The 19,335-nt window shown below is 61.9% G+C and carries 17 protein-coding genes; 4 read left to right on the forward strand and 13 right to left on the reverse strand.

Going from position 1 to position 19,335, the window contains the following annotated elements; genetic code table 11:
* Nucleotides 1–78 precede the first annotated feature (78 nt).
* A complete protein-coding gene (pdxY, locus tag AB4037_RS28810) occupies nucleotides 79–927 on the reverse strand; it encodes a pyridoxal kinase PdxY (protein ID WP_441773822.1) in 849 nt (282 codons plus the stop codon).
* Between the two features lie 245 nt (nucleotides 928–1,172).
* Between pdxY and AB4037_RS28815 the strand changes: the two genes are divergently transcribed.
* Nucleotides 1,173–2,183, forward strand: coding sequence for a S1C family serine protease (locus tag AB4037_RS28815; RefSeq protein WP_441773905.1), 1,011 nt, complete (start codon nucleotides 1,173–1,175; stop codon nucleotides 2,181–2,183).
* 30 nt (nucleotides 2,184–2,213) lie between these two features.
* Here AB4037_RS28815 and AB4037_RS28820 read toward each other — a convergent pair whose 3' ends face one another.
* From AB4037_RS28820 to AB4037_RS28850, 7 genes are all read right to left on the reverse strand, one after another.
* Nucleotides 2,214–3,110 carry a hypothetical protein gene (locus AB4037_RS28820; protein ID WP_441773823.1) on the reverse strand — a complete coding sequence of 299 codons (897 nt, stop codon included), beginning with the start codon at nucleotides 3,108–3,110 and terminating at the stop codon, nucleotides 2,214–2,216.
* A 433-nt stretch (nucleotides 3,111–3,543) separates the two neighbouring features.
* Nucleotides 3,544–4,380, reverse strand: a complete 837-nt coding sequence (locus tag AB4037_RS28825; protein ID WP_441773824.1) for a methyltransferase, TIGR04325 family — start codon at nucleotides 4,378–4,380, stop codon at nucleotides 3,544–3,546.
* Between the two features lie 320 nt (nucleotides 4,381–4,700).
* On the reverse strand, nucleotides 4,701–5,444 hold the full coding sequence (locus AB4037_RS28830; protein ID WP_434955810.1) for an outer membrane protein: 744 nt from the start codon (nucleotides 5,442–5,444) through the stop codon (nucleotides 4,701–4,703).
* A 434-nt stretch (nucleotides 5,445–5,878) separates the two neighbouring features.
* A complete protein-coding gene (iolB, locus tag AB4037_RS28835) occupies nucleotides 5,879–6,673 on the reverse strand; it encodes a 5-deoxy-glucuronate isomerase (RefSeq protein WP_441773825.1) in 795 nt (264 codons plus the stop codon).
* A 145-nt stretch (nucleotides 6,674–6,818) separates the two neighbouring features.
* Entirely contained in the window at nucleotides 6,819–7,709 is an 891-nt protein-coding gene (gene iolE / locus AB4037_RS28840) for a myo-inosose-2 dehydratase (RefSeq protein WP_441773826.1), read from the reverse strand.
* Between the two features lie 269 nt (nucleotides 7,710–7,978).
* A complete protein-coding gene (gene iolD, locus AB4037_RS28845) occupies nucleotides 7,979–9,805 on the reverse strand; it encodes a 3D-(3,5/4)-trihydroxycyclohexane-1,2-dione acylhydrolase (decyclizing) (RefSeq protein WP_441773906.1) in 1,827 nt (608 codons plus the stop codon).
* A 166-nt stretch (nucleotides 9,806–9,971) separates the two neighbouring features.
* Nucleotides 9,972–11,891, reverse strand: coding sequence for a bifunctional 5-dehydro-2-deoxygluconokinase/5-dehydro-2-deoxyphosphogluconate aldolase (locus AB4037_RS28850; protein ID WP_434955813.1), 1,920 nt, complete (start codon nucleotides 11,889–11,891; stop codon nucleotides 9,972–9,974).
* Between the two features lie 465 nt (nucleotides 11,892–12,356).
* Here AB4037_RS28850 and iolG point away from each other — a divergent pair, with 465 nt between their 5' ends.
* Nucleotides 12,357–13,343 carry an inositol 2-dehydrogenase gene (gene iolG / locus AB4037_RS28855; RefSeq protein ID WP_441773827.1) on the forward strand — a complete coding sequence of 329 codons (987 nt, stop codon included), beginning with the start codon at nucleotides 12,357–12,359 and terminating at the stop codon, nucleotides 13,341–13,343.
* A gap of 106 nt (nucleotides 13,344–13,449) precedes the next feature.
* Here the strand turns inward: iolG and AB4037_RS28860 are convergent, their stop codons facing one another.
* Both AB4037_RS28860 and AB4037_RS28865 read right to left on the reverse strand, forming a co-directional pair.
* Nucleotides 13,450–14,277: a MurR/RpiR family transcriptional regulator gene (locus AB4037_RS28860; RefSeq protein ID WP_441773828.1), complete on the reverse strand. Its 828-nt coding sequence runs from the start codon at nucleotides 14,275–14,277 to the stop codon at nucleotides 13,450–13,452.
* A 180-nt stretch (nucleotides 14,278–14,457) separates the two neighbouring features.
* A complete protein-coding gene (locus AB4037_RS28865; protein WP_434955816.1) occupies nucleotides 14,458–14,610 on the reverse strand; it encodes a hypothetical protein in 153 nt (50 codons plus the stop codon).
* Between the two features lie 219 nt (nucleotides 14,611–14,829).
* Here AB4037_RS28865 and AB4037_RS28870 point away from each other — a divergent pair, with 219 nt between their 5' ends.
* Nucleotides 14,830–15,972, forward strand: coding sequence for a Gfo/Idh/MocA family protein (locus AB4037_RS28870; protein WP_441773829.1), 1,143 nt, complete (start codon nucleotides 14,830–14,832; stop codon nucleotides 15,970–15,972).
* 70 nt (nucleotides 15,973–16,042) lie between these two features.
* Here AB4037_RS28870 and AB4037_RS28875 read toward each other — a convergent pair whose 3' ends face one another.
* From AB4037_RS28875 to AB4037_RS28885, 3 genes are all read right to left on the reverse strand, one after another.
* Nucleotides 16,043–16,516: a hypothetical protein gene (locus AB4037_RS28875; protein ID WP_441773830.1), complete on the reverse strand. Its 474-nt coding sequence runs from the start codon at nucleotides 16,514–16,516 to the stop codon at nucleotides 16,043–16,045.
* A 286-nt stretch (nucleotides 16,517–16,802) separates the two neighbouring features.
* A complete protein-coding gene (locus tag AB4037_RS28880; RefSeq protein WP_434955819.1) occupies nucleotides 16,803–17,363 on the reverse strand; it encodes a GNAT family N-acetyltransferase in 561 nt (186 codons plus the stop codon).
* Nucleotides 17,364–17,561: 198 nt separating this feature from the next.
* Complete coding sequence (locus tag AB4037_RS28885; protein ID WP_441773831.1) at nucleotides 17,562–17,924, reverse strand: hypothetical protein; 363 nt, start codon at nucleotides 17,922–17,924, stop codon at nucleotides 17,562–17,564.
* 269 nt (nucleotides 17,925–18,193) lie between these two features.
* On the opposite strand from AB4037_RS28885, the gene AB4037_RS28890 reads away from it, so the two are divergent.
* Nucleotides 18,194–19,120 carry a PfkB family carbohydrate kinase gene (locus AB4037_RS28890; RefSeq protein WP_441773832.1) on the forward strand — a complete coding sequence of 309 codons (927 nt, stop codon included), beginning with the start codon at nucleotides 18,194–18,196 and terminating at the stop codon, nucleotides 19,118–19,120.
* Nucleotides 19,121–19,335: the final 215 nt, after the last annotated feature.

Here is a 19,335-nt window from a genome sequence, read left to right on the forward strand (position 1 = left end):
AAAGTCGATAGACTTTTCGATTAAGAAAGCACCTTAAAACAATGAGTTAGAGCAAAGTGCGGGAAAACGCCCTTTGCTCTATACCGCGACCACCTCGAAGCGGTGGCTTGGCGTCACGAATTCGTCCTGTGCCGCCACGGTGAGGATCTCTCGCGAACCCGCCTCGGCAGTGCGCTTGAGCAGGCCGTAGATCGAGGCGCTGGCCAGGTCCAGGGCCTGTGCCGCCGAGCCCGAGCGCTTCCAGTGCAGATTGAACAGTGCGGCGATCGCATCGCCCGCCCCGTTGATGTCGAGGCCGAGGCGAGGCGTGCGAACCCGGTAAAAGCCGTGGCTGTCCGCCGCCAGGAGGTCGACGGCATCGTCCGGCGTGTCGTCGGTATCGAGCGAGGTCACCAGTACGACCTTGGGACCGGTGGCCTGCAAGGCGGTGACAGCGGCCTTGGCATCGGCCAGGGTGCGGACTTCCCGCCCGGCGAGATATTCGAGCTCGAACCGGTTGGGAGTGATGACGTCGGCAGCCGGGACCGCCTGGTCGCGCATGAACTCGGGAATCCCTGGGCGTACGAAAACGCCGCGGCCGATATCGCCGATCACCGGATCGCAGCAATAGGTCGCGGCCGGGTTGGCGGCGCGGACCTTGCCGACGGCGGCGAGAATGGCGTTGCCGATATCGGAGGAGCCCATATAGCCGGAGATCACGCCATCGCAGCGAGGCAGGACTCCACGCTCGGCCAGGCCCTCGACCAGTTCGTCCACCATGGTGCCGTCATAGACCCGGCCTTTCCAGGCGCCATAACCGGTGTGGTTGGAAAACTGCACGGTGTGGATGGCCCAGACCTCACAGCCGAGGCGCTGCATCGGGAAAACCGCCGAGGCATTGCCGACATGGCCATAGGTGACCCAGGACTGGATGGACAGGATGTTCATGATGACTCGGACAAACAAGCACTGAGCATGACACAACAGACGAAATTCAGGTCGGGCGCAACGGTTTGGCGCGAACGCCATTCATGATCATTTTTGATCGCTTCGATCAAGCGTAGCTATGCAAAGGCGAGGGGACCCGCTTTGCCGCCATGACGGCGGCGAGGGGAAGGGGACTTCCGCGAAGGCGGTGGCATTCCCATATCGGTGCTCAGTATTCATTTTCTTTGTCTTGGGTCGATACAATGTTGCTCGATATCGCACCGTCCGCCATTCTGGATGAGGACACCCATCCTCAACGGACTTCATCTCTTTCGACGCCCGAAGACGGGTTTTTGCTTGACGCTTATTCGAACGCCGTCATCGACGTTGCCGAAAAAGTCGGGCTCGCCGTCGTGAAACTCGACATCCGCAAGGGCGGTAAGCCGGCGGGGTCGGGCTCCGGCGTCATTCTTTCGCCGGACGGCCTCGTACTGACCAACAGCCACGTTGCGCAGGGCACCTCCCGGGTTTCGGTGCAGACCCAGGACGGACGCCATTTCGACGCGCGACTAATCGGCGATGATCCCGATACGGATCTGGCTCTCGTTCATATCGAGCAGCCGGTCAGCCTGCCCTCGGCGCGGCTCGGCAATTCCAGCCTGCTGCGGCGTGGGCAGGTGGCGATCGCCATCGGCAATCCGCTCGGCTTCGAGGCCACGGTGACGACCGGCGTGATCTCGGCGCTCGGGCGCTCGCTGCGCGCCAAGAGCGGGCGGTTGATCGATGACGTCATCCAGACGGATGCTGCCCTCAATCCGGGCAATTCCGGCGGGCCGCTGGTGTCCACGCTCGGCGAGGTCATCGGCATCAACACCGCGGTGATCATGGGAGCGCAGGGGATCTGCTTTGCCGTCGCGTCCAACACCGCGAGCTTCGTGATGGGGCAGCTCATCCGGCATGGTCGCGTGCGCAGGGCTTCCATCGGCATTGCCGCACAGCAGGCGTCGATTTCACGCCGTGTTCAGATGGCGGCGGGCATCGAGCAGGGCGTAGGAGTGATGATTGCCAGCGCCGAAGCCGGCGGTCCTGCGGACGGCGCCGGGCTGTTGATGGGCGATATCATCGTTGCGCTCGACGGGCGTCGCGTCGCCGCGGTGGACGATCTCATCCGCCTGCTCGGCGAAGAGCGCATCGGCAAAGCGACGCGTTTCGACGTGCTGCGCAACGGCAAGCCCCGCTCTCTCGACGTAACGCCGAGGGAGCGGCAGGGGTCGTGAGGGCAGCGGGTCGGTTGCGTCCGATCCGCGTCAGTGTCCTGAAACCTGCCTGACGACCTTGCGCACGCCTCGCAATGTCGGCGTCACCACTTGCATGACCGCGGCCTTGGCCCGGTCGGCGCCCGGGTTGGGACCCGGGCGCTGTGGCTGCATGCCGATGGCGCGCAGATAACGATTGGCTGCGCGGACGTGCCCGCGCCCGCGGCTGGCATCGGTCTCGAAGGAGAAGGCGTAGGAGATGCTGCGAACGCCGCCGGTCCGCACCCAATGGGGAGCATCCTGCGGTTGATGGAAACCGCGGCCCGGCTCCAGGTAGAAGACATGCTCCTGCTGGGGATCGCAGCCTTCGAGATCGAGCTGGCCGATGTTCACCGTGCCCCTGACATAGAAGCGTTCGAGATCACTCTCATCCACCACGTTCGGCGGAAAGACGTGATAATGCTTGGGCCCCTCGATCTGGAAGAAGTGCGTAATTTCCGGATCGAAGTGGAAGGGCGTGGTGGATGCGGCCGAGGAAATGAAGATGGCGGATTCGAGCCGGGCGATTCTCTCGTCACTTAGGCCGCCACGCAGTGCGGTGATCTTGCGGAAGAGTGTGTCCAGGAGGTCGCGGAAGCCGGAATCATGGTTCTCAAGGCGTTTCAGCAGGACGCGGGCGGGCGCATCGCTCAACTGAGCCAGGACCTCGTGCGGCCTGGCCCTGTTCTGCTCGACATCGTAGAACTTCGTGCCCGGCGTCGGCGCTGACCCCGCGATGAAATAATCCTGAGGACTGTCGGCGTAGCGCTCAGCCAGGGTCGCCAGCGCATCGGGCTGGAACATCGGCAAGCGATGAAGACTGTGCTCGAAAGCCATGGGCACGCGATCATAGGCGTCGCGATAGCCGTCTGCATCGATGGTAATGAGTTCGTCGGCGGAAAAGCTCATGGCCAGGACCGTTCGTGAAGAGAGAAGATATGCACTAATTTTGAAAGTATCCTGCTCGTTACGACAGATGGTTACAAGCTGGGAAAAATGTGAATAAGCAGCAGGCTTAGTGGATAGGTGCGGATATACTGAGGCTACTCCGAATTGCATGGTATGCCATATCCGAACGTAAGATAGCCCTTATTTGGTCGGTTGCGTGCGCCCACTTGACGGAGTGCTGTCTACTACTTTTGGTGACTGGACGCGGGAATGGCCTCATAAAGGTTGAGGCTTGCCGCCAGCAGTGCCCCAGTGAGGGATCTTGTTGAATCGCAGTTCGGCCCAAGCAGATTCCTCCCGATCGAGCCATGGACACGACCACGAGGAATCTACCGAGCCTCAAACATTTGCTGGATGTCTCGACGATGCCCGTTCTTGGGCAATTGCGAGAAGTTCAGCCCTGCCGCCGCAAATAAAAGCCTTCGAAATAGGTCAGTGTGCGTTCGGGATGGAACGGGATTTCGGCCTGGAGCTCGGGTACCAGCCAGCGATCCTGCAGGCGATAGCCGCGTGCCTCGAAATAGGCCAGGAACTTGGCGCGATTGAACAACCGGCACGGGATGACGGAGGATACGTGGTTCTGAGCCGTCCATGCGTCGGGCGCATCTGAGATCGGAATCTTGTTGATCAGAATATGCTCGGGCAAGGCCGGGACCGTGTCGAGAATGCCGGGGCCATGTTCGCCGAAGGGGTCCGGCAGATATTGGATCATGCCCAGCATGAGCATGATGTCAGGGGCTGGTGCCTCTGCCAGCTCCGAGCCGAAGCTGATCATGGTGGACTCCAGCCTTGCATGCCGCTGCCGCCCACGCTCGACCATGTCGGGCATGTCGACGACATGCCAGTTCAGAGGCGGCTTCAGAAGGCCGTAGCGCTCGCACAGTTCATAGAAGATGCCGCCCGCGCCACCGAAATCGAGCACGTTGCTGCCCGGCTGGAGCAGTTTCGACAGCCACAGCATGACGGCAAATTGCGAGGTCTGGAACACGGTGGGTGCTTCGACCTCGGCGTCGCGAACCAGCAATTCGGCGAGAGCGTCGTCATGCCAGCCGACCTTGCCGATATTTGCGGAAAATCGCTCGGCTTCGGCGTAGCTGCCGAAGACGCCGTAGAACAGATCCATCCGTCCCGCCCAGACATGCCTGATGTAAAGTCCTTTCACGAAGGGAAGTTTCCCCAGCCAGGCGCCAATGGCGCTGTGCATCATGAGGGCTTTGAAGAGCTGTTTCATGGAAGTCCCGGCGGTGAGGGGGCGGCATGCTGGCGAAGCTGGGTGTCGAGTTCCGACGGCACCCCGAACGTGCCTTCATACTGTGGTCGCGCCCGATTTGCTTCATTCCGATTGGGATATGAAGATTAATTGCGTGCAATGAAAGTGGATTGCGGTCGATCAGCATGCCTGCGCTGAATAATGCGAAGGCCGATCGAGACGAGGGACAGGCGGCATAAACAGACCGTCAGAGCGCAAAGAGAAACGCGCCGGCGTGACCGGCGCGTATCAATTCTTCCTGGTCCTCGCTATCGCTAGATAGCGAGTGGGGTAGAGGTCGATCAGAACTTGTAGGAAATACCCGCGCGGATCGTATGGGTTTTCAGATTGATCCGATCATTGTAATTTCCGGCTGCCGTTGTTGAGTAGTTGAAATAATCCTTTTTGCCGTAATCGGCATAACGATACTCGACGCGAGCGATCAGATTATCGGTGACGGCATATTCCAGGCCAGCACCCACGGTCCAGCCCACGCGGGTGCTGGAATAACGCAGCGGGCCGTCGACATTCCAGATGGGCGCGAAGTCATATTTCCCGAATGCGACGCCGCCAGTGATGTAGGGCAGGAAGCGATCGATGGCATAGCCGACCCGCAGACGAACCGAACCATCCCATTTCAGCTCTGCTCGCTGCTTATAGGTCGTGATCGGATCTGGGGCTCCATGCGAGAAGTTGAGGTTGCCTCGAGCCCTCGCGCTTCCCTTCAGGGAGTCATAATTGATGTCGCCTTCGACACCGACCACCAGATTGTTCTGGAACTGGTAATTGTAACCAGTATAGACGCCGGCCGTGAAACCGTTGGCAGTCAACTTGCCCTTGTAGTCCCACTCGCCGCTGGCGATCCAATAGTCCGAATAGTCGGACTTGCCCCAGGTATAGCCTGCCTGAACACCGCCGTAGAAGCCGGTCCAGGAATAGGGGGCTGCGACCGGAGCGATCGGTTCGACAGGCTGCGGAGCGAGATCAGCGGCGTAGACGGCCGTTGAGGAAAGCAGGATTGCCAGAGCTGCGGCAGAAATTTTCATGGCTACATGTCCTAACAACATTTTCCGAATAATGACGTTTCTCGGACGTTGAGTCTGTAACAAGAAAGACACACCCGGTTGATTTTTATAGATACCGTGGAGATGGCGGTATATAATTGCCATTCAATGGTGGTTGCAATTAAAAATTCGGGGAGTATCTCCTAGCTTTAGGTTAAATAAAGCTCATTATTTAGAAATATTAACCTTCAATCGGTTCCAAATGACCTACGGAGATGTAGGCCTTGTTATCAATGGGGGATGGGTTTTGAGACCAAGCGGACAGAGACGCTACCTCCAAGGTATTATGTCAGTATCTTTTGTCGGTGGGCGCTTGAACGTATCGTCATCGTGAAATGACGAAAGGCCCGCAAGCCGGGCGCTTGCGGGCCTTAGAAGAACGGATAGTCGACGGGGAAGTATCGGTAGACTGAACCTCAGACCTGGACGAGCCAGGCGTGATCAGGATCGTTGTGGAACTTCCACACGCGTTTGGGACCTGCCATGACGTTGAGATAATAGAGGTCGTAGCCGTGGGCCGCGCCGACAGGGTGATATCCCTTGGGCACGAGTACGACATCACGATCGGAAAAGGCGATCACCTCGTCGAGCGAACGATCATCCGTGTAAACGCGCTGGACGCCAAAGCCCTGGGCAGGGTTGAAGCGGTGGTAATAGGTTTCTTCCAACAGGCTTTCGGCAGGCAAGTTGTCCTGGTCGTGCTTGTGAGGCGGATAGCTAGACCAATTGCCGGACGGGGTGATCACCTCCACCACCAGCAGGCTCTCGGCCGGTTCCCATTCCGGCAGGATGTTGCGGACATGGCGTGTGTTCGAGCCCTTGCCGCGTGTTTCCTGGCCGACTTGATCGGGGCCGATCACGCGGGCAGGCAGGGCGCCGGTGCCCGGTGCCGCACATATCGCGAGTTCGACCGGCGTTTCAGCCTTGACCTCATAGGACGAGCCGGCGGGGACGTAGACCGACCAGGGCGCGCCCTCGAAGGGATTGGCGCGTTCGCCCAGCACGCCGAAATCCTGGCGGCCGGCCTTGATCGAAGCCTTGCCGGCCACCAGCACGAGGCAGATTTCGGTGGCGCCGGTCTCGGCGCTCAGGCTTTCGCCCGCCGCGAGATCGTGGACTTCGAAGCCGACATAGGTCCAGCCGGCCGATTGCGGCGTGACCCGGTGGATACGGGAGCCGGACCGGCCGGGCTTGAGGAGAAGTTTCGACATCATGGCCTCCTGGCGCAAAGTGCGATTCCTGCGAACCGCACTTTGCTCTGACTCTTTGTTTCGACGCATCTTTGCTATTTGAAGTGACCCAGTGAAATCGCAAAATGCCTTAGGGCTCATTGCTGCTGGTGTATCGAAGTGGCCGTCAGGCCGCTTTCAATCCCGTCTCGCCGAGCACCTTCCGCAGATGGGCGTAGCCGGCCTTGGCGTAGGCCAGCGGATTGGCCTTCTTGGGGTCCTGCTCGGCCTCGACGATGACCCAACCGGAATAGCCCTGGAGTTCGCGGAACACGCTCGCGAAATCGATCATGCCGTCACCGGGAACCGTATAGACCCCGGCGAGCACGCTATCGAGGAAACTCCAATCCTCGGCATCGGAGTGGGCCCTGACCTCGGCGCGCACATCCTTGGTGTGGACATGGCTGATGCGGTTGCGATAGCGGCGGGCGAGATCCGCCGGATCGGAGCCGCCCCAGGTGGCGTGGCCGGTATCGAGCAGGAGGTGCGCGGCCGGGCCGGTCGCTGCCATGAAGGCATCGATGTCGGCCTGCGACTGCACGATGGTGCCCATGTGATGGTGATAGTCGAGCTGCAGCCCCTCGGCCTTGAGCATCTCGGCATAGGCGGTGATGCGACGGCCATATTCGGCCCAATCGGCAGACGCCATCACCGGACGCTGCGACAGCGGCCTGGCCTTGTCGCCATGGATGGCGTTGGAAGTTTCGGCAACGATGAAGACGCTGGTACCCGCAGCCTTGAGCAGGTCGATGTGGGCCCGCGCCGCCGTGAACTCGGCGTGCTCGTCCCGGGTCAGCAATTCGATCGAGTGCCAGCCACCGACGCAGGCGAGGCCGAAGGGCGCGAGTGCGGCCTTGAGCGCATTCGCCTCGCGCGGGAACTTGTTGCCGAGTTCCATGCCCTCGAAGCCGACTTCCCTGGCCTCGGCCAGGCAGGTTTCCAGCGGTGTGTCGCCACCGATCTCAGGCATGTCGTCATTCGACCAGCCGATGGGGTTGGCGCCAATACGGATAGGCATAGATAGGCTCCGGTATGTGCTGTTTCGGGGGGCGGGTCTTCTTCAGACCCGCTTATCTGCAAGAGTAGGTGAAGTGATACCAAGTCGCATTAATGCTGACTCTTGACGCATCTAGCGGGATTGGTGTGCCGGTCTTCTCAGCTCCATCTCTCGATGGAGCTGAGAAGACCGGCACACCAATTACCGTCATCGCAGACCATGGGTCGATCTTTCTGCGACTTGGTATGATTTGACGAAGGCGGGCCTGAAGACCCGCCCCCAACTCAGGCTCAGTCGCCCACGCGCTGCAGCGCCTTTTGGGTCACATAGGCGGCATGGGCGGCCTCGACCTCACGACGCTGGGAAACCTCGGGCACGGCGACATCCCACCAGGTTCCGCCCGCATCGGTCGATTCGAGAGGATCGGTATCGATTACTACGACGGAGGTTCTGACATGGCCGCGCGCGGCGGTGACGGCGGCCTCCAACTCGGCCAGGCTCTTGACCTTGATGGCATGGGCACCAAGGCTGGCGGCATGCGCGGCAAAATCGATGTCCGGCAGCACGTCGTGGCGGGTGTCGCGCAGGAGGTTGTTGAAGCTTTCGCCGCCCGTCGCCCGCTGCAGGCGGTTGATGCAGCCATAGCCCCTGTTGTCGAGCACGACGATGGTCAGCTTGGCACCGGCCATGATCGAGGTGGCGATCTCCGAATTGGCCATCAGATAGGAGCCGTCACCGACCATGACGATGACCTCGCGGTCGGGCTCGGCCATCTTCACGCCCAGCCCGCCGGCGATCTCGTAGCCCATGCAGGAATAGCCATATTCCATGTGATAGCCACCGGGAGCACCGGCCTGCCAGAGCTTGTGGAGTTCGCCCGGCAGGCCACCAGCGGCGCAGACCACGACGTCGCTGGGCTTGCCGACCCGTTGCACGGCGCCGATCACCTGGGCGTCGGACGGCAGTTCGGCGTTGCTGGCGTCGGTGTAGCGGGCTGATGTCTTCAGCCATTCTTCGCGGCCGGACACCGCCTTGCCTGTCCAGTCCTCCGGCGCCTTCCAGTTGCCGAGCGCGCTCGACAGCAATTCGAGACCCACCCTGGCATCGCAGACCAGCGGCAAAGCCCGGTGCTTGGCGGCATCGAAAGGCTGGGTGTTGAGGCCAACGATGCGATGCGTGTCGGCCTTGAACAGAGACCAGGAGCCGGTGGTGAAGTCCTGCAGGCGGGTTCCCACGGCCAGAACCAGATCGGCTTCCTCGGCCACCGTATTAGCAGCGCCGGTGCCGGTCACGCCGATGGCTCCCATGCCGAGAGGATTGTCCTGCGCGATGGCGCTCTTGCCGGCCTGGGTTTCGCCGACCGGAATGCCGTGCTTTTCGGCAAAGGCGGCGAGGGTGGCTTCGGCCTGCGAATAGAGCGTGCCGCCGCCGGTGACGATCACGGGCTTGCGGGCAGCCTTCAAGGCCGCAACGGCAGCCGCCAATTCGTCCTCGTCGGGACGTGTACGCCGACTGGTCCAGATGCGCTCCTCGAAGAAGGAGGCGGGGTAGTCATAGGCCTCGGCCTGCACGTCCTGGCACAGTGCCAGAGTGACCGGACCGCAATCGGCCGGATCGGTCAGCACGGTCATGGCTCGAGCCAGGGCCGGGATGATCTGTTCGGGCCGGGTGATGCGGTCGAAATAGCGCGAGACGGGTCGGAAGGCGTCGTTCGGGGTCAGGGTGCCGTCGCCGAAATCCTCGAGTTGCTGCAGCACCGGATCGGGCCGGCGATTGGCGAAGACGTCCCCGGGCAGCAGCAGGAGCGGCAAGCGGTTGACATGGGCGACAGCCGCGGCCGTGACCAGATTGGTCGCGCCCGGTCCAATGGATGTGGTGCAGGCCATCATGCGGCGGCGGCGCATCGCCTTGGCATAGGCGGTGGCGGCATGTGCCATCGATTGTTCGTTATGGGCACGATAGGTCGGCAGGGTCTCGCGGGCCTGGTAGAGAGCCTCGCCGATGCCGGCGACGTTGCCATGCCCGAAAATAGCGAAGACGCCGGCGAAAATCCGCACCGTCTCGCCATCGAGGACCGTCTTTTGGGCGGTGAGAAAGCGGACCAGGGCCTGGGCCATTGTAAGACGGATGGTAGCCACGAAATCTCTCCCTGAGCGTATTGGACTCAACTATCAAAATGGTTGAGTGGCCTGCTCCGAATGCCATTTATCGAAAAGTGGAGGCCCTGCGCCGCCCCTGCCTGGGATGCCGGACCATAGCGCGCACGAACCCGCTTCGCGAGGGCTATTGGGCAGCCGCCGCCTGCCCGGAGGCGCTCTGCCAGGCCTGAACCAGCCGGGCGAAGCGCGATGCCATGGCATCGACGGCGTCTTCATCGCTGAGGGCGCCGCGCAGCCAGGCCCTGGCCGGTTCGTTGAAGATGGTGCGTCCGACGGCAAAACCCTTGACCATGGGCTGGCTCGCCGCCACCGCGAAGGCGGCTTCGAGATCCTCCTCAGGCGCTTCCAGGCCGAGCAGCACGATGCCGCGGCAAAGCGGATCGTTGCGTTCGATCACCTCAGCGACGGCACGCCAGGCCGCGGCGGTCTTCAGTGGCTCCAGCTTCCACCAGTCCGGCTTGATGCCGAGATCATAGAGGCGTTGCACCACGCTCGACACGGTGTCGTCCTCGAGCGGACCATGCTTGCCGGCGATGATCTCGATCAGCAATTCGCGTCCCACCGTGCGCGCCGCCGCGTGAAGGCGCAGCAATTGGCGTTCCTGCTGCTCCCTGAGGGCAGCGGGGTCGCTCGGATGATAGAAGCAAAGGCATTTGATCGTGTGTCCGACCGGCCATTCGATCAGGCTGGTGCCGACGTCTGGGCCGCCTTCGAACTCCAGCGGCCGGGAGCCTGGAAGTTCAACCGGCCGACCGATCCAGAAGGGATGGTCAGCGGCACGGAACAAGGCTTCGCGGCCATAGATGCCGTCGATCAGCATGCCGTAACCAGGTCGCCCGGCTGCGATCCTGGCGGCGGCCTTGACCGCCAGGGCCTTGAAGACGGAGATGCGCTCCCGCGATACGCCGATTTCGTCCGCCATCGCCTCCATCTGGGCGCGGTGGTCGACGGCGAGCGCCATCAGCCCTTCGGGGGCCGGGCGGCGGGTGGTGGCCCAATGAATGTGGTTGATGGCAGCATCCTTGCGCAGGGCGCGCTCCTTACTGCCATGGTCGAGGAAATAGCTCAGCTCGGTGAAAGTCGGAATTTCCGGCGAGCAAAGCAGACGGGAAACCGCGAAGGCACCGCTGGCATTGGCATAGGCGCAGGCGGTTTCGAGCGGCTCGCCGCGCAACCACCCGCGCAGGAAACCCGAGAGGAAGGCATCACCCGCGCCTAGGACATTATAGACCTCGACCGGAAAGCCCGGTCCACGGATACCGTCGTCGAGACTTGCCGGGATGGCGCCTGGAAAGACGACGCAGCCCATCGGCCCGCGCTTGCAGACGATGGTGCCGGCGGAGATGGCCCGGATGCGCCGCAACGTTTCGAGCGTGTCCTCCGAACCGCCGGCAATGGCGAGTTCCTCTTCCGTGCCGACGATCAGGTCGCAGTCGGGCAGGATGGTCTGCAGATGCGCGGTGACGTGATCGGCTTTGATGTAGCGCTCCTCGCCGGCGCCGTGGCCGGCGAGGCCCCAGAGGTTGGGCCGATAGTCGACATCGAACACCACCTTGCGGCCATGCTTCTTGGCAAGGCGTATGGCCTTGCGCTGGGCGGCGTCGGTGTTGGGCTTGGAAAAATGCGTGCCGGTGACGACGATGGCCGCAGCCGAGGCGATCAGCGTCTCGTCGATGTCGCTTTCGTCGAGCGCCATGTCGGCGCAGTTGTCCCGATAGAAGATGAGGGGAAATTGCTTCTCGTCGCGCACGCCGAGAATCACCAGGGCGGTGAGGCGGGCGGGATCGGTATGGATCCCTTCGATGGCAACACCCTCGCGCTGCATTTGCTCGCGGATGAAGCGGCCCATGGCTTCGTCACCGACCCGGGTGATCAGGCCGGATTTCAGGCCCAGGCGGGCGGTGCCGATGGCGATATTGGCGGGGCAGCCCCCAACAGCCTTAGTAAAGGAGGACATGTCCTCCAGCCTGCCGCCGACCTGCTGGCCATAAAGATCCACCGAAGCGCGGCCGATCGTGATGACATCGAGTGCGGGCGTGCTCATCCTTGACCTCCAGACAGGCAGGCCACCTGATCCCTCGGTCCCGGCTGCAAAGTTGCAACCGCGTCGGGCAGGAACGGCCGGCGCATAACGCTTCCTCTTGGCGACGCCATGGCGAGCCGCCGCCTTGTTTTTGTCGCCGCGCTCGGTGGGCGTTGCGGCGATTGCCGCGCCCTTCGGTCGGCGCTTCAAAAATGAAACATATATTCTATTGTGTTGTCAATATAGAATAAAAATGCCATATTTTGGAACGAAGCAGGCGTTGCCACCGCCTCCGCATGAAAGATTGCGATTCGAGGGCGTGGCGCCATTGCCCCAGCAGAATTTCACGGCACTGCCCATGAATGAGCAATATCGGGAAATTCCGCAAGCGTTTGGAATTCTGCAGATTCCTCAGGAATCTGCGTGTGATTATCGTACAGCAAAGAGGCCCGGTCCTCGGGTCAAATCGACAGATTGGGGAGAGAAATGGTTCGTCTCGCAGTTCTCGGCGCCGGCCGCATCGGCAAGATCCATGGCCGCAACGCGGCGTTGCACCCGCAGGCCAGGCTGATTTCGGTTTCCGATCCGCATCAACCCTCCGCCGAGGCGCTTGCAGCCGAGACCGGCGCACGTGTCAGCACGATCGACGAGGCTATCGCGGCCGACGACGTCGACGCGGTGCTGATCTGCACGCCGACCAGTACGCATGCCGATTTGATCGAACGAGCCGTGCAGGCGGGCAAGGCGGTGTTCTGCGAGAAGCCGGTCGATCTGTCTTCCGACAGGATCCGCCGCTGCCTCGCCGAGGTCGGCAGGGCCGGCAAGCCGCTGATGATCGGCTTCAACCGCCGATTCGACCCCAATTTCGCAACGCTCAAGCAGCGTCTCGTCGACGGATCGGTCGGGGAGGTGGAACTGGTCACCATCATCTCGCGCGACCCGGCGCCGCCGCCTGTCTCTTATATCGAGAGCTCGGGCGGTCTCTTCCGCGACATGATGATCCATGACCTCGATTTGGCCCGCTTCCTGCTGGCCGAGGAGCCGGTCGAGGTGCATGCGGTCGCCTCCGCGCTCGTCGATCCGGCGATCGGGAGGGCGGGTGACGTCGACACTGCCGCCGTGCTGCTGAAGACGGCTTCGGGCAAGATCGCCCAGATCTCGAATTCGCGACGCGCGACCTATGGTTATGACCAACGCATCGAGGTGCACGGTTCCAAGGGGTTGATTCGTGCCCACAACGTGCCGAAGACCACCGTGGAAGTGGCGACGGGAGCCGGCTTCCTCGCCGATCCCGTGCAGGACTTCTTCCTGGAACGCTATGCCGAGGCCTACCGCCTGGAGATGACGGCCTTCGTCGATGCCATCCTGGCGGGCAAGGTTCCCAACCCCTCGGGCGAGGACGGGCTGAAGGCCCAGATCCTGGCGGATGCCGCCACGCAGGCCGCCCAGACGGGCAATGCGGTAAAGCTCTAGGGCAGGCGCGGGAGATACGGCGTGTCGATCCCCTCGGTTCCATCGAAAGATGGAGCGGGATCGACACTCCAAGTGCTGGCCTCGGCCGCGCTCGCAGTTTGCCCCCTCAGTCGCGTCCCTTGTGTTCGGCCGTGCCGACGGCAAGCGTCATGGCCAGGGCGAATGTCGCCGCCAGCGAACGGAAGGCACCATGATCGGCCTCTTCCACATCCAGGCGAATGCGCGCGAGGCGTGCGAGAGGGCTCGCCGGGCTGTCGGTAATGGCCAGGATGGCATTGCCGCGCTGATGCGCGATGCCGGCCAGTTCGATGGTATCGGGCGAGTAGGGGTTGTAGGAAATCGCCAGCACCACGTCCCTGGGGCCGGCCAGCGAAATCTGTTCCTTGCCGAGCTGGCCGACATGGTCGACCAGCGCACAACGCTGGCCGAGATTGCCAAAGGCATAGGCGAGATAGGCGGCGACCGAGAAAAGCCGGCGGGCCGCGACCAGATGGATGATGTCGGCACCGGCAAGCAATTCGATGGCTGCGTCGATCTTTTCGGGATCGGCGGACGCACGCAGGCGTTCGATCGAAAGCGTGGCGGCATCGGCAAAGCCGTTGAGCAGCGGTGCCGAAAGCGAGCCTTCGTTCGGCTCGGCCCGCAGCAAGGCCACTCTCTGTCGATAATCGGGAAAACGCTGCTTCAGGCGGGTGAGAAAGACCTGCTGCAGGTCGGAAAAACCGGAATAGCCCAGCGTCTTGGCAAAGCGAACCAGGGTGGAAGCCTGCACGCCGGCATTTTCGGCGATCGCGGCGGCCGTGCCGAGCGCAATCTCGTCGGGATGGTCGTTGGCAAAATGAGCCACTTGCCTCAGGCGTTTGGGCAATTGGTCGATCCGGTCGGCGAGGCGCGCGGAAAAGTCGGCAAAGTCGCGCGTCTCGTCCTCAGCCATGGTCCTATCCCGTTCCAGAAGCGGGGCAGTGTTCTCGCTGCCCTCCCTATCATTGACGCCGCTGGCAGTGATGCCACGCGACTGCGATGCCGGATCGTGCCGCAAAAGCGCGCCCCAGGGAAGGTTAGTGCAACTGGAAAGGCTGCGAAACCCGTTTCGCAATCGGGGGTGTGGATCAGCTCAGTGTCGGCGCGTGAGCGGATCGACACTGTCGGTTGTCGGTTTTTCCTCATCCCGGTCGCGTGGTGCATCGGAGGAGGGCGGCGGCAGATGCCGGGCCGGGTCGTCGGTGAAGCGGGCAATCAAGGCCGCGATGATGCCAGTAAACAGCATGGCAGTTGTCCCCTTGGCTGCGACGGCGAACGGCGCGAGCCAGTATGGATATCCTTTCTTCCTCCGAGAGGCCGCAGGAGCGCTCCCGGTGAGTCGAATCGATCTATGCCGATTTTGATGCACTGCAACATACAGCAGATCTGTGCTGCGATGCACAATGAAATGGAATGACGGCCATACCATGGCGGTATGGCAGATGAACGCGAATGGAGGCAGGTGATGGACGCGTTGGCCAAATCGGACGGCAGGGGGCTTGGAATCGGCCTGATCGGCACGGGTTATATGGGCAAATGTCACGCCCTGGCCTGGAATGCGGTGGCTTCGACCTTCGGCGATCTCGCCCGGCCCCGCTTGCTCGCGCTTGCCGAGGCTTCGGCCGATCTCGCCCACGCCAAGGCGGAGGAACTCGGCTTTGCGGCCTCGACAGGCGATTGGCGTGAACTCCTGGCCGACCCGCAGATCGACGTGATCTCCATAACCACGCCGAACCGCTTCCATGCCGAGATGGCAATCGCTGCGCTGGAGGCGGGCAAGCATGTCTGGTGCGAAAAGCCGATGGCGACCGCTTTTGCCGACGCGCAGGCGATGCACGCCGCCTGGCGCCGCAGCGGCAAGGTCGCGGTGCTGGGCTATAATTATATACAGAACCCCGCCATGCGGCTGATCCGCAAGCTGATCGGCGAGGGCGCGATCGGCGTCGTCAACCACGTCCGCCTGGAGATGGACGAGGATTTCATGGCCGACCGGCAAACCCCCTTCGCGACCCGCAACGAGGCCAGCGCCGGGTACGGGGCTCTCGACGACTTTGCCGTGCATCCCCTCAGCCTGCTGCGTTTCGTCCTTGGCGGGGTCGCCGAAGTGTTCGGGGAGATGGCCAGGCCCTATGCGGACCGCCCGCATCCAGACGGTGGCAGGCGGGCCATCGAGAATTATGATATCGCCACGGCCCTGCTGCGTCTCGAGAGTGGCGCCTCGGGTGTGCTCACCGTCAACCGCGCGGCCTGGGGGCGCAAGGGGCGGATCCAGCTGCAGGTCTTCGGTGATGCCGGGGCCGTCGTGTTCGATCAGGAGCGTTTTAACGAGGTGCAACTCTTTCGCCGTGAGGGGGCCGAGGAAACCCAAGGGTTCCGGACCATCCTCAGTGCGCCCGTGCACAGACCCTATGATCGCTTCATTCCGGCGCCAGGCCATGGGCTCGGCTTCAATGATCTGAAAGTGATCGAGTGCCGTGAACTGATTGCCCGCATCCAGGGCAAGGAGGCGTCAGTTTTCGATTTCGATGATGGCCTTGCCATTGAACGCACTGTCCATGCCATCGCGGAGAGCTTTACAAAGGGAAGCTGGGTCAAGGTCGGAGGTTGATTGTTTTGCCCTTATCGCAAAATAAAACGGCCGCGGAGGGTATCCGCGGCCGCATGAAAAAGGAAGGAGATCAGCCCTTCAGCTTCTTGTTGCATTCGCTGTAATAGCCACCGCCCTTCTGAATCCATTTCAAGCCGCCATTGCCATTGCTGGTCTTGTTGGCGTTGTACTGGTCGAGGCAAGTGTGCATGCGCTGCTTGCCGGCAGATTCCTTGGCATATTTCGGATCGATAGCCGACGGAAACACCGCGTTGCCCGATGCTGCGGCGGTCGGAGCCGGCTTGGCGGCGGGAGCCGGTTTGGCAGCCGTTGTCGTGGCCGGGGCCGCAGGTGCTGCCGGCGCCGTGGCAGCCGGCGTCGCTTCCGTACCGCATTGTGCCTTGCGGAAATCGTTCCAGCTCGCGCCATTGAGCGTGTTGCCAGTTTTGGCGGCCTGATATTTGTCGCTGCACTCCTTCATGGTGAGCGCCTGAGCCGGCGCAGCAAGAGCGACCGCGCTAGCGATCAGTAGTCCGGTACCAATGATGGCGGAACGAAGCATCATTCTAACTCCCTCATTTTCGGCGGATATTGCCCGCCGCCGACTCTGGATAAGCCTCAGCCGGAATGCCTATTTTTGTGATCAGGAATGCGGCGAAGGTACGGCACACCCTGGTGATAGACCGAGTCTGCCAAAGAAAAAAGCGGAACCTTCATCAGCTCGGATCAGTTTCCACCTCGGCGAAAGCTTGCCGACGCTCTGCGGCCGCAAGCTTTCCTGATCGAATCTCAGTCAAGGCCTTGCTGTCCCTAACGTCATCGAGCCGATCAAGCCATGGTTCCACATTGCTTCATGGCGAGGGAGCGATGACTCTACGCCGGCGAAAGATCGCGACCGGAGAACCCAGATGAATGGACTGGCGCAGATAATCATAGCCGCATTTGAGGGCGACCCGCTGGGAGTGGATATTGTCGGGGCTCGTCATGCAATTGGTATGCGGCAGGTCGATATGACCGTCGAACCAGTTCAGCACGGCCTTGGCCGCCTCGGTGGCATAGCCCTTGCCATGGGCTGCTCCAATCAGGGAGTAGCCGAGTTCCGGCGTACCTGAAAATTCCGGTTCGATGTCACGTTCGAAATTATGAATGCCGACTTCGCCGAGGAAACGGCCGTCGGCCTTATCGGTCACGATCCAGAAGCCGAACCCCATCCAGAGCCAATGGCCGGCATAGCGCAGCATCCGAGTCCAGACTTCCTCGCGCGGATAGGGGGACTTACGCACATAGCGAAGCACCGCGGGCTCTGCCCACATAGCCGTGACGCTCTCCAGATCGCCGGGTCGGTGCGCCCGAAGAATCAGGCGCGACGTTTCGATGGTGGGAGCGACGGTGAACGCCGACAGAAGGGGCATAGGTGAACTTTCCTCGATCTCATCCGTGCGATCGGTCGTATTGATAGGTGCAAAATGCGTGTTGGTTCCCTTCGACAATTCGGAGGGCGGTTGGTTAGTCAGGTAGGCGATAGTCCTAGCTCCTGGGTTTGGGCTGTTGCGAAAAGGCCCACATGATAGCCATGCGCTCGCATCGCTATAGGGCCGGTCTGGCGCATGTTATGTTGCACCGCAACAAACGGTGAATTCGAGAAAATGACGATGATTGCTGCCAGCGTCCTTGCCGATCTGCGCATCCGCTGTCAGGCGTACCGGGCCTATCAAAAGCGCCTGGAGGCCTGTCGGATGCGGACCCGAAAGGATCTTGCCGAAATCGGTTTCAGTCGCAGCGACATTGCGGATCTGGCCGGTCGCGGTTGATCTTACTCGGCGATTGAATGCCCTATTCGAGCCATCCGACCGCCCGACAGCGTTTGCATGGACCGGGCTTTTCATTGCCTCTTGGGGAGCGCAAGCGACCAAGTCCGCCGGTAATTTATTACAGCATTGCGAGGCGAGCGCTTTTGTCCATAGCTGCAACATGCGCTCTTCCCCGATCCCCGAACGTTGGTCTGACAACACCAGCACGAGCGTGACGCGAGTGTTATATCGGTAGGGAAACTGACGTTTGGTAAGGCTTGCCAACCCGATCCGGTCATGGTTTGCGCTGCCCGCAAGGCCCTTCGGGAGAGCCGATCACCATATTGTTTTGTCTGACAAACTGGCCTTATATCACCGCGAGGAAACATCCTGAAAGGACCCGCGGGCGGAACGCCCCGGGCGGCGAAGACAAGGCTATCATGCAAGAGCCGATGAGAACGAGGGGCCCTGTCATCTGTGTCGGCACCACAACGGTGGATCAGGTGCTGGAGATCGACGAAATGCCACGGCAGGCGATCAAGGTCACGGCCCGGCACCATTTCAAGCGGGGCGGTGGGCCGGCAGCGACGGCGGCTGTGGCTTGTGCCCGTCTCCTGCAGCCGGTTGAATTGTGGAGCCGCCTGGGCAGCGATGCCGAGGCGTCCTTCCTGTGCGAGCGCCTGCGCCATCACGGTGTTGGGATCGATGGCGTGAAATGCAGTGGGGAGATGGATACGATCACTGCCGTAGTGATCGTCGATCGCCAGGGCGAACGTTTCATCGTTGGGCATGATCATACCGATCTGCCGGCCTCGCCGGCCCATCTGCCGTTGCAGGAGATCGCCAAGGCCGGCGCAGTGCTGGCCGACATCAATTGGCACGAAGCCTCTCTTGCCGTGCTGAATGCGGCCGCTGCGGCCGAAGTCCCGTCGGTGCTCGACGCGGAGGTCACCGATCCGGCGGTGCTGTTCGAACTGGCGCGACGGGCAAGCCTCCCGGTGTTCTCCGAGGATGGATTTGCGCTTGCCAGCGCCGGAGCGCAGCCGGATACGGATGGCTGTGAAGCGCTGTCGCGGCGCCTCGGCGGCATGTTCGGCCTTACATTGGGTGCACGAGGCTCACTGTGGTGGGTCGATGGCGCTTTGACCCTCGTGCCCGCCTTGCCGGTGAGTGTGCTGGATACTACCGGTGCGGGAGACGTGTTTCACGGCGCCCTGGCGGCCGGGCTGGCGGAAGGGCGGTCGGTGATCGACGCCGCCCGCTTTGCCAGCGCTGCCGCGAGCCTCAAATGCGAACTCGGCAATGGCTGGGACGGCATGCCCGAAAGGCGAGCCGTCGAGGAAGCGGCGGCCCGGCTGGACCCGCTTCGCGTCTCCTGAGGCGCGGCGCACCTGCCAAAAAGCCTATCATCGTACTCTCCGGCGCGACGCAGTTTTGCATGTGACGCGGCAACGATTGAAATGCAAAACGGTGCCGTCAGGCGCCTGCATGTGTCTCGCTTTCGCAAGGCGAGCGCTTGCCTGGGGCACCGTTTTTACGCGTGAGCCAGTTACGCAGGACACCGGTGGCTCAACCGGATGAGGAGGGCGGGTTC

This window comes from Labrys sp. KB_33_2 (assembly GCF_052114505.1).
In the GTDB taxonomy this organism is placed as follows: Bacteria; Pseudomonadota; Alphaproteobacteria; order Rhizobiales; family Labraceae; genus Labrys.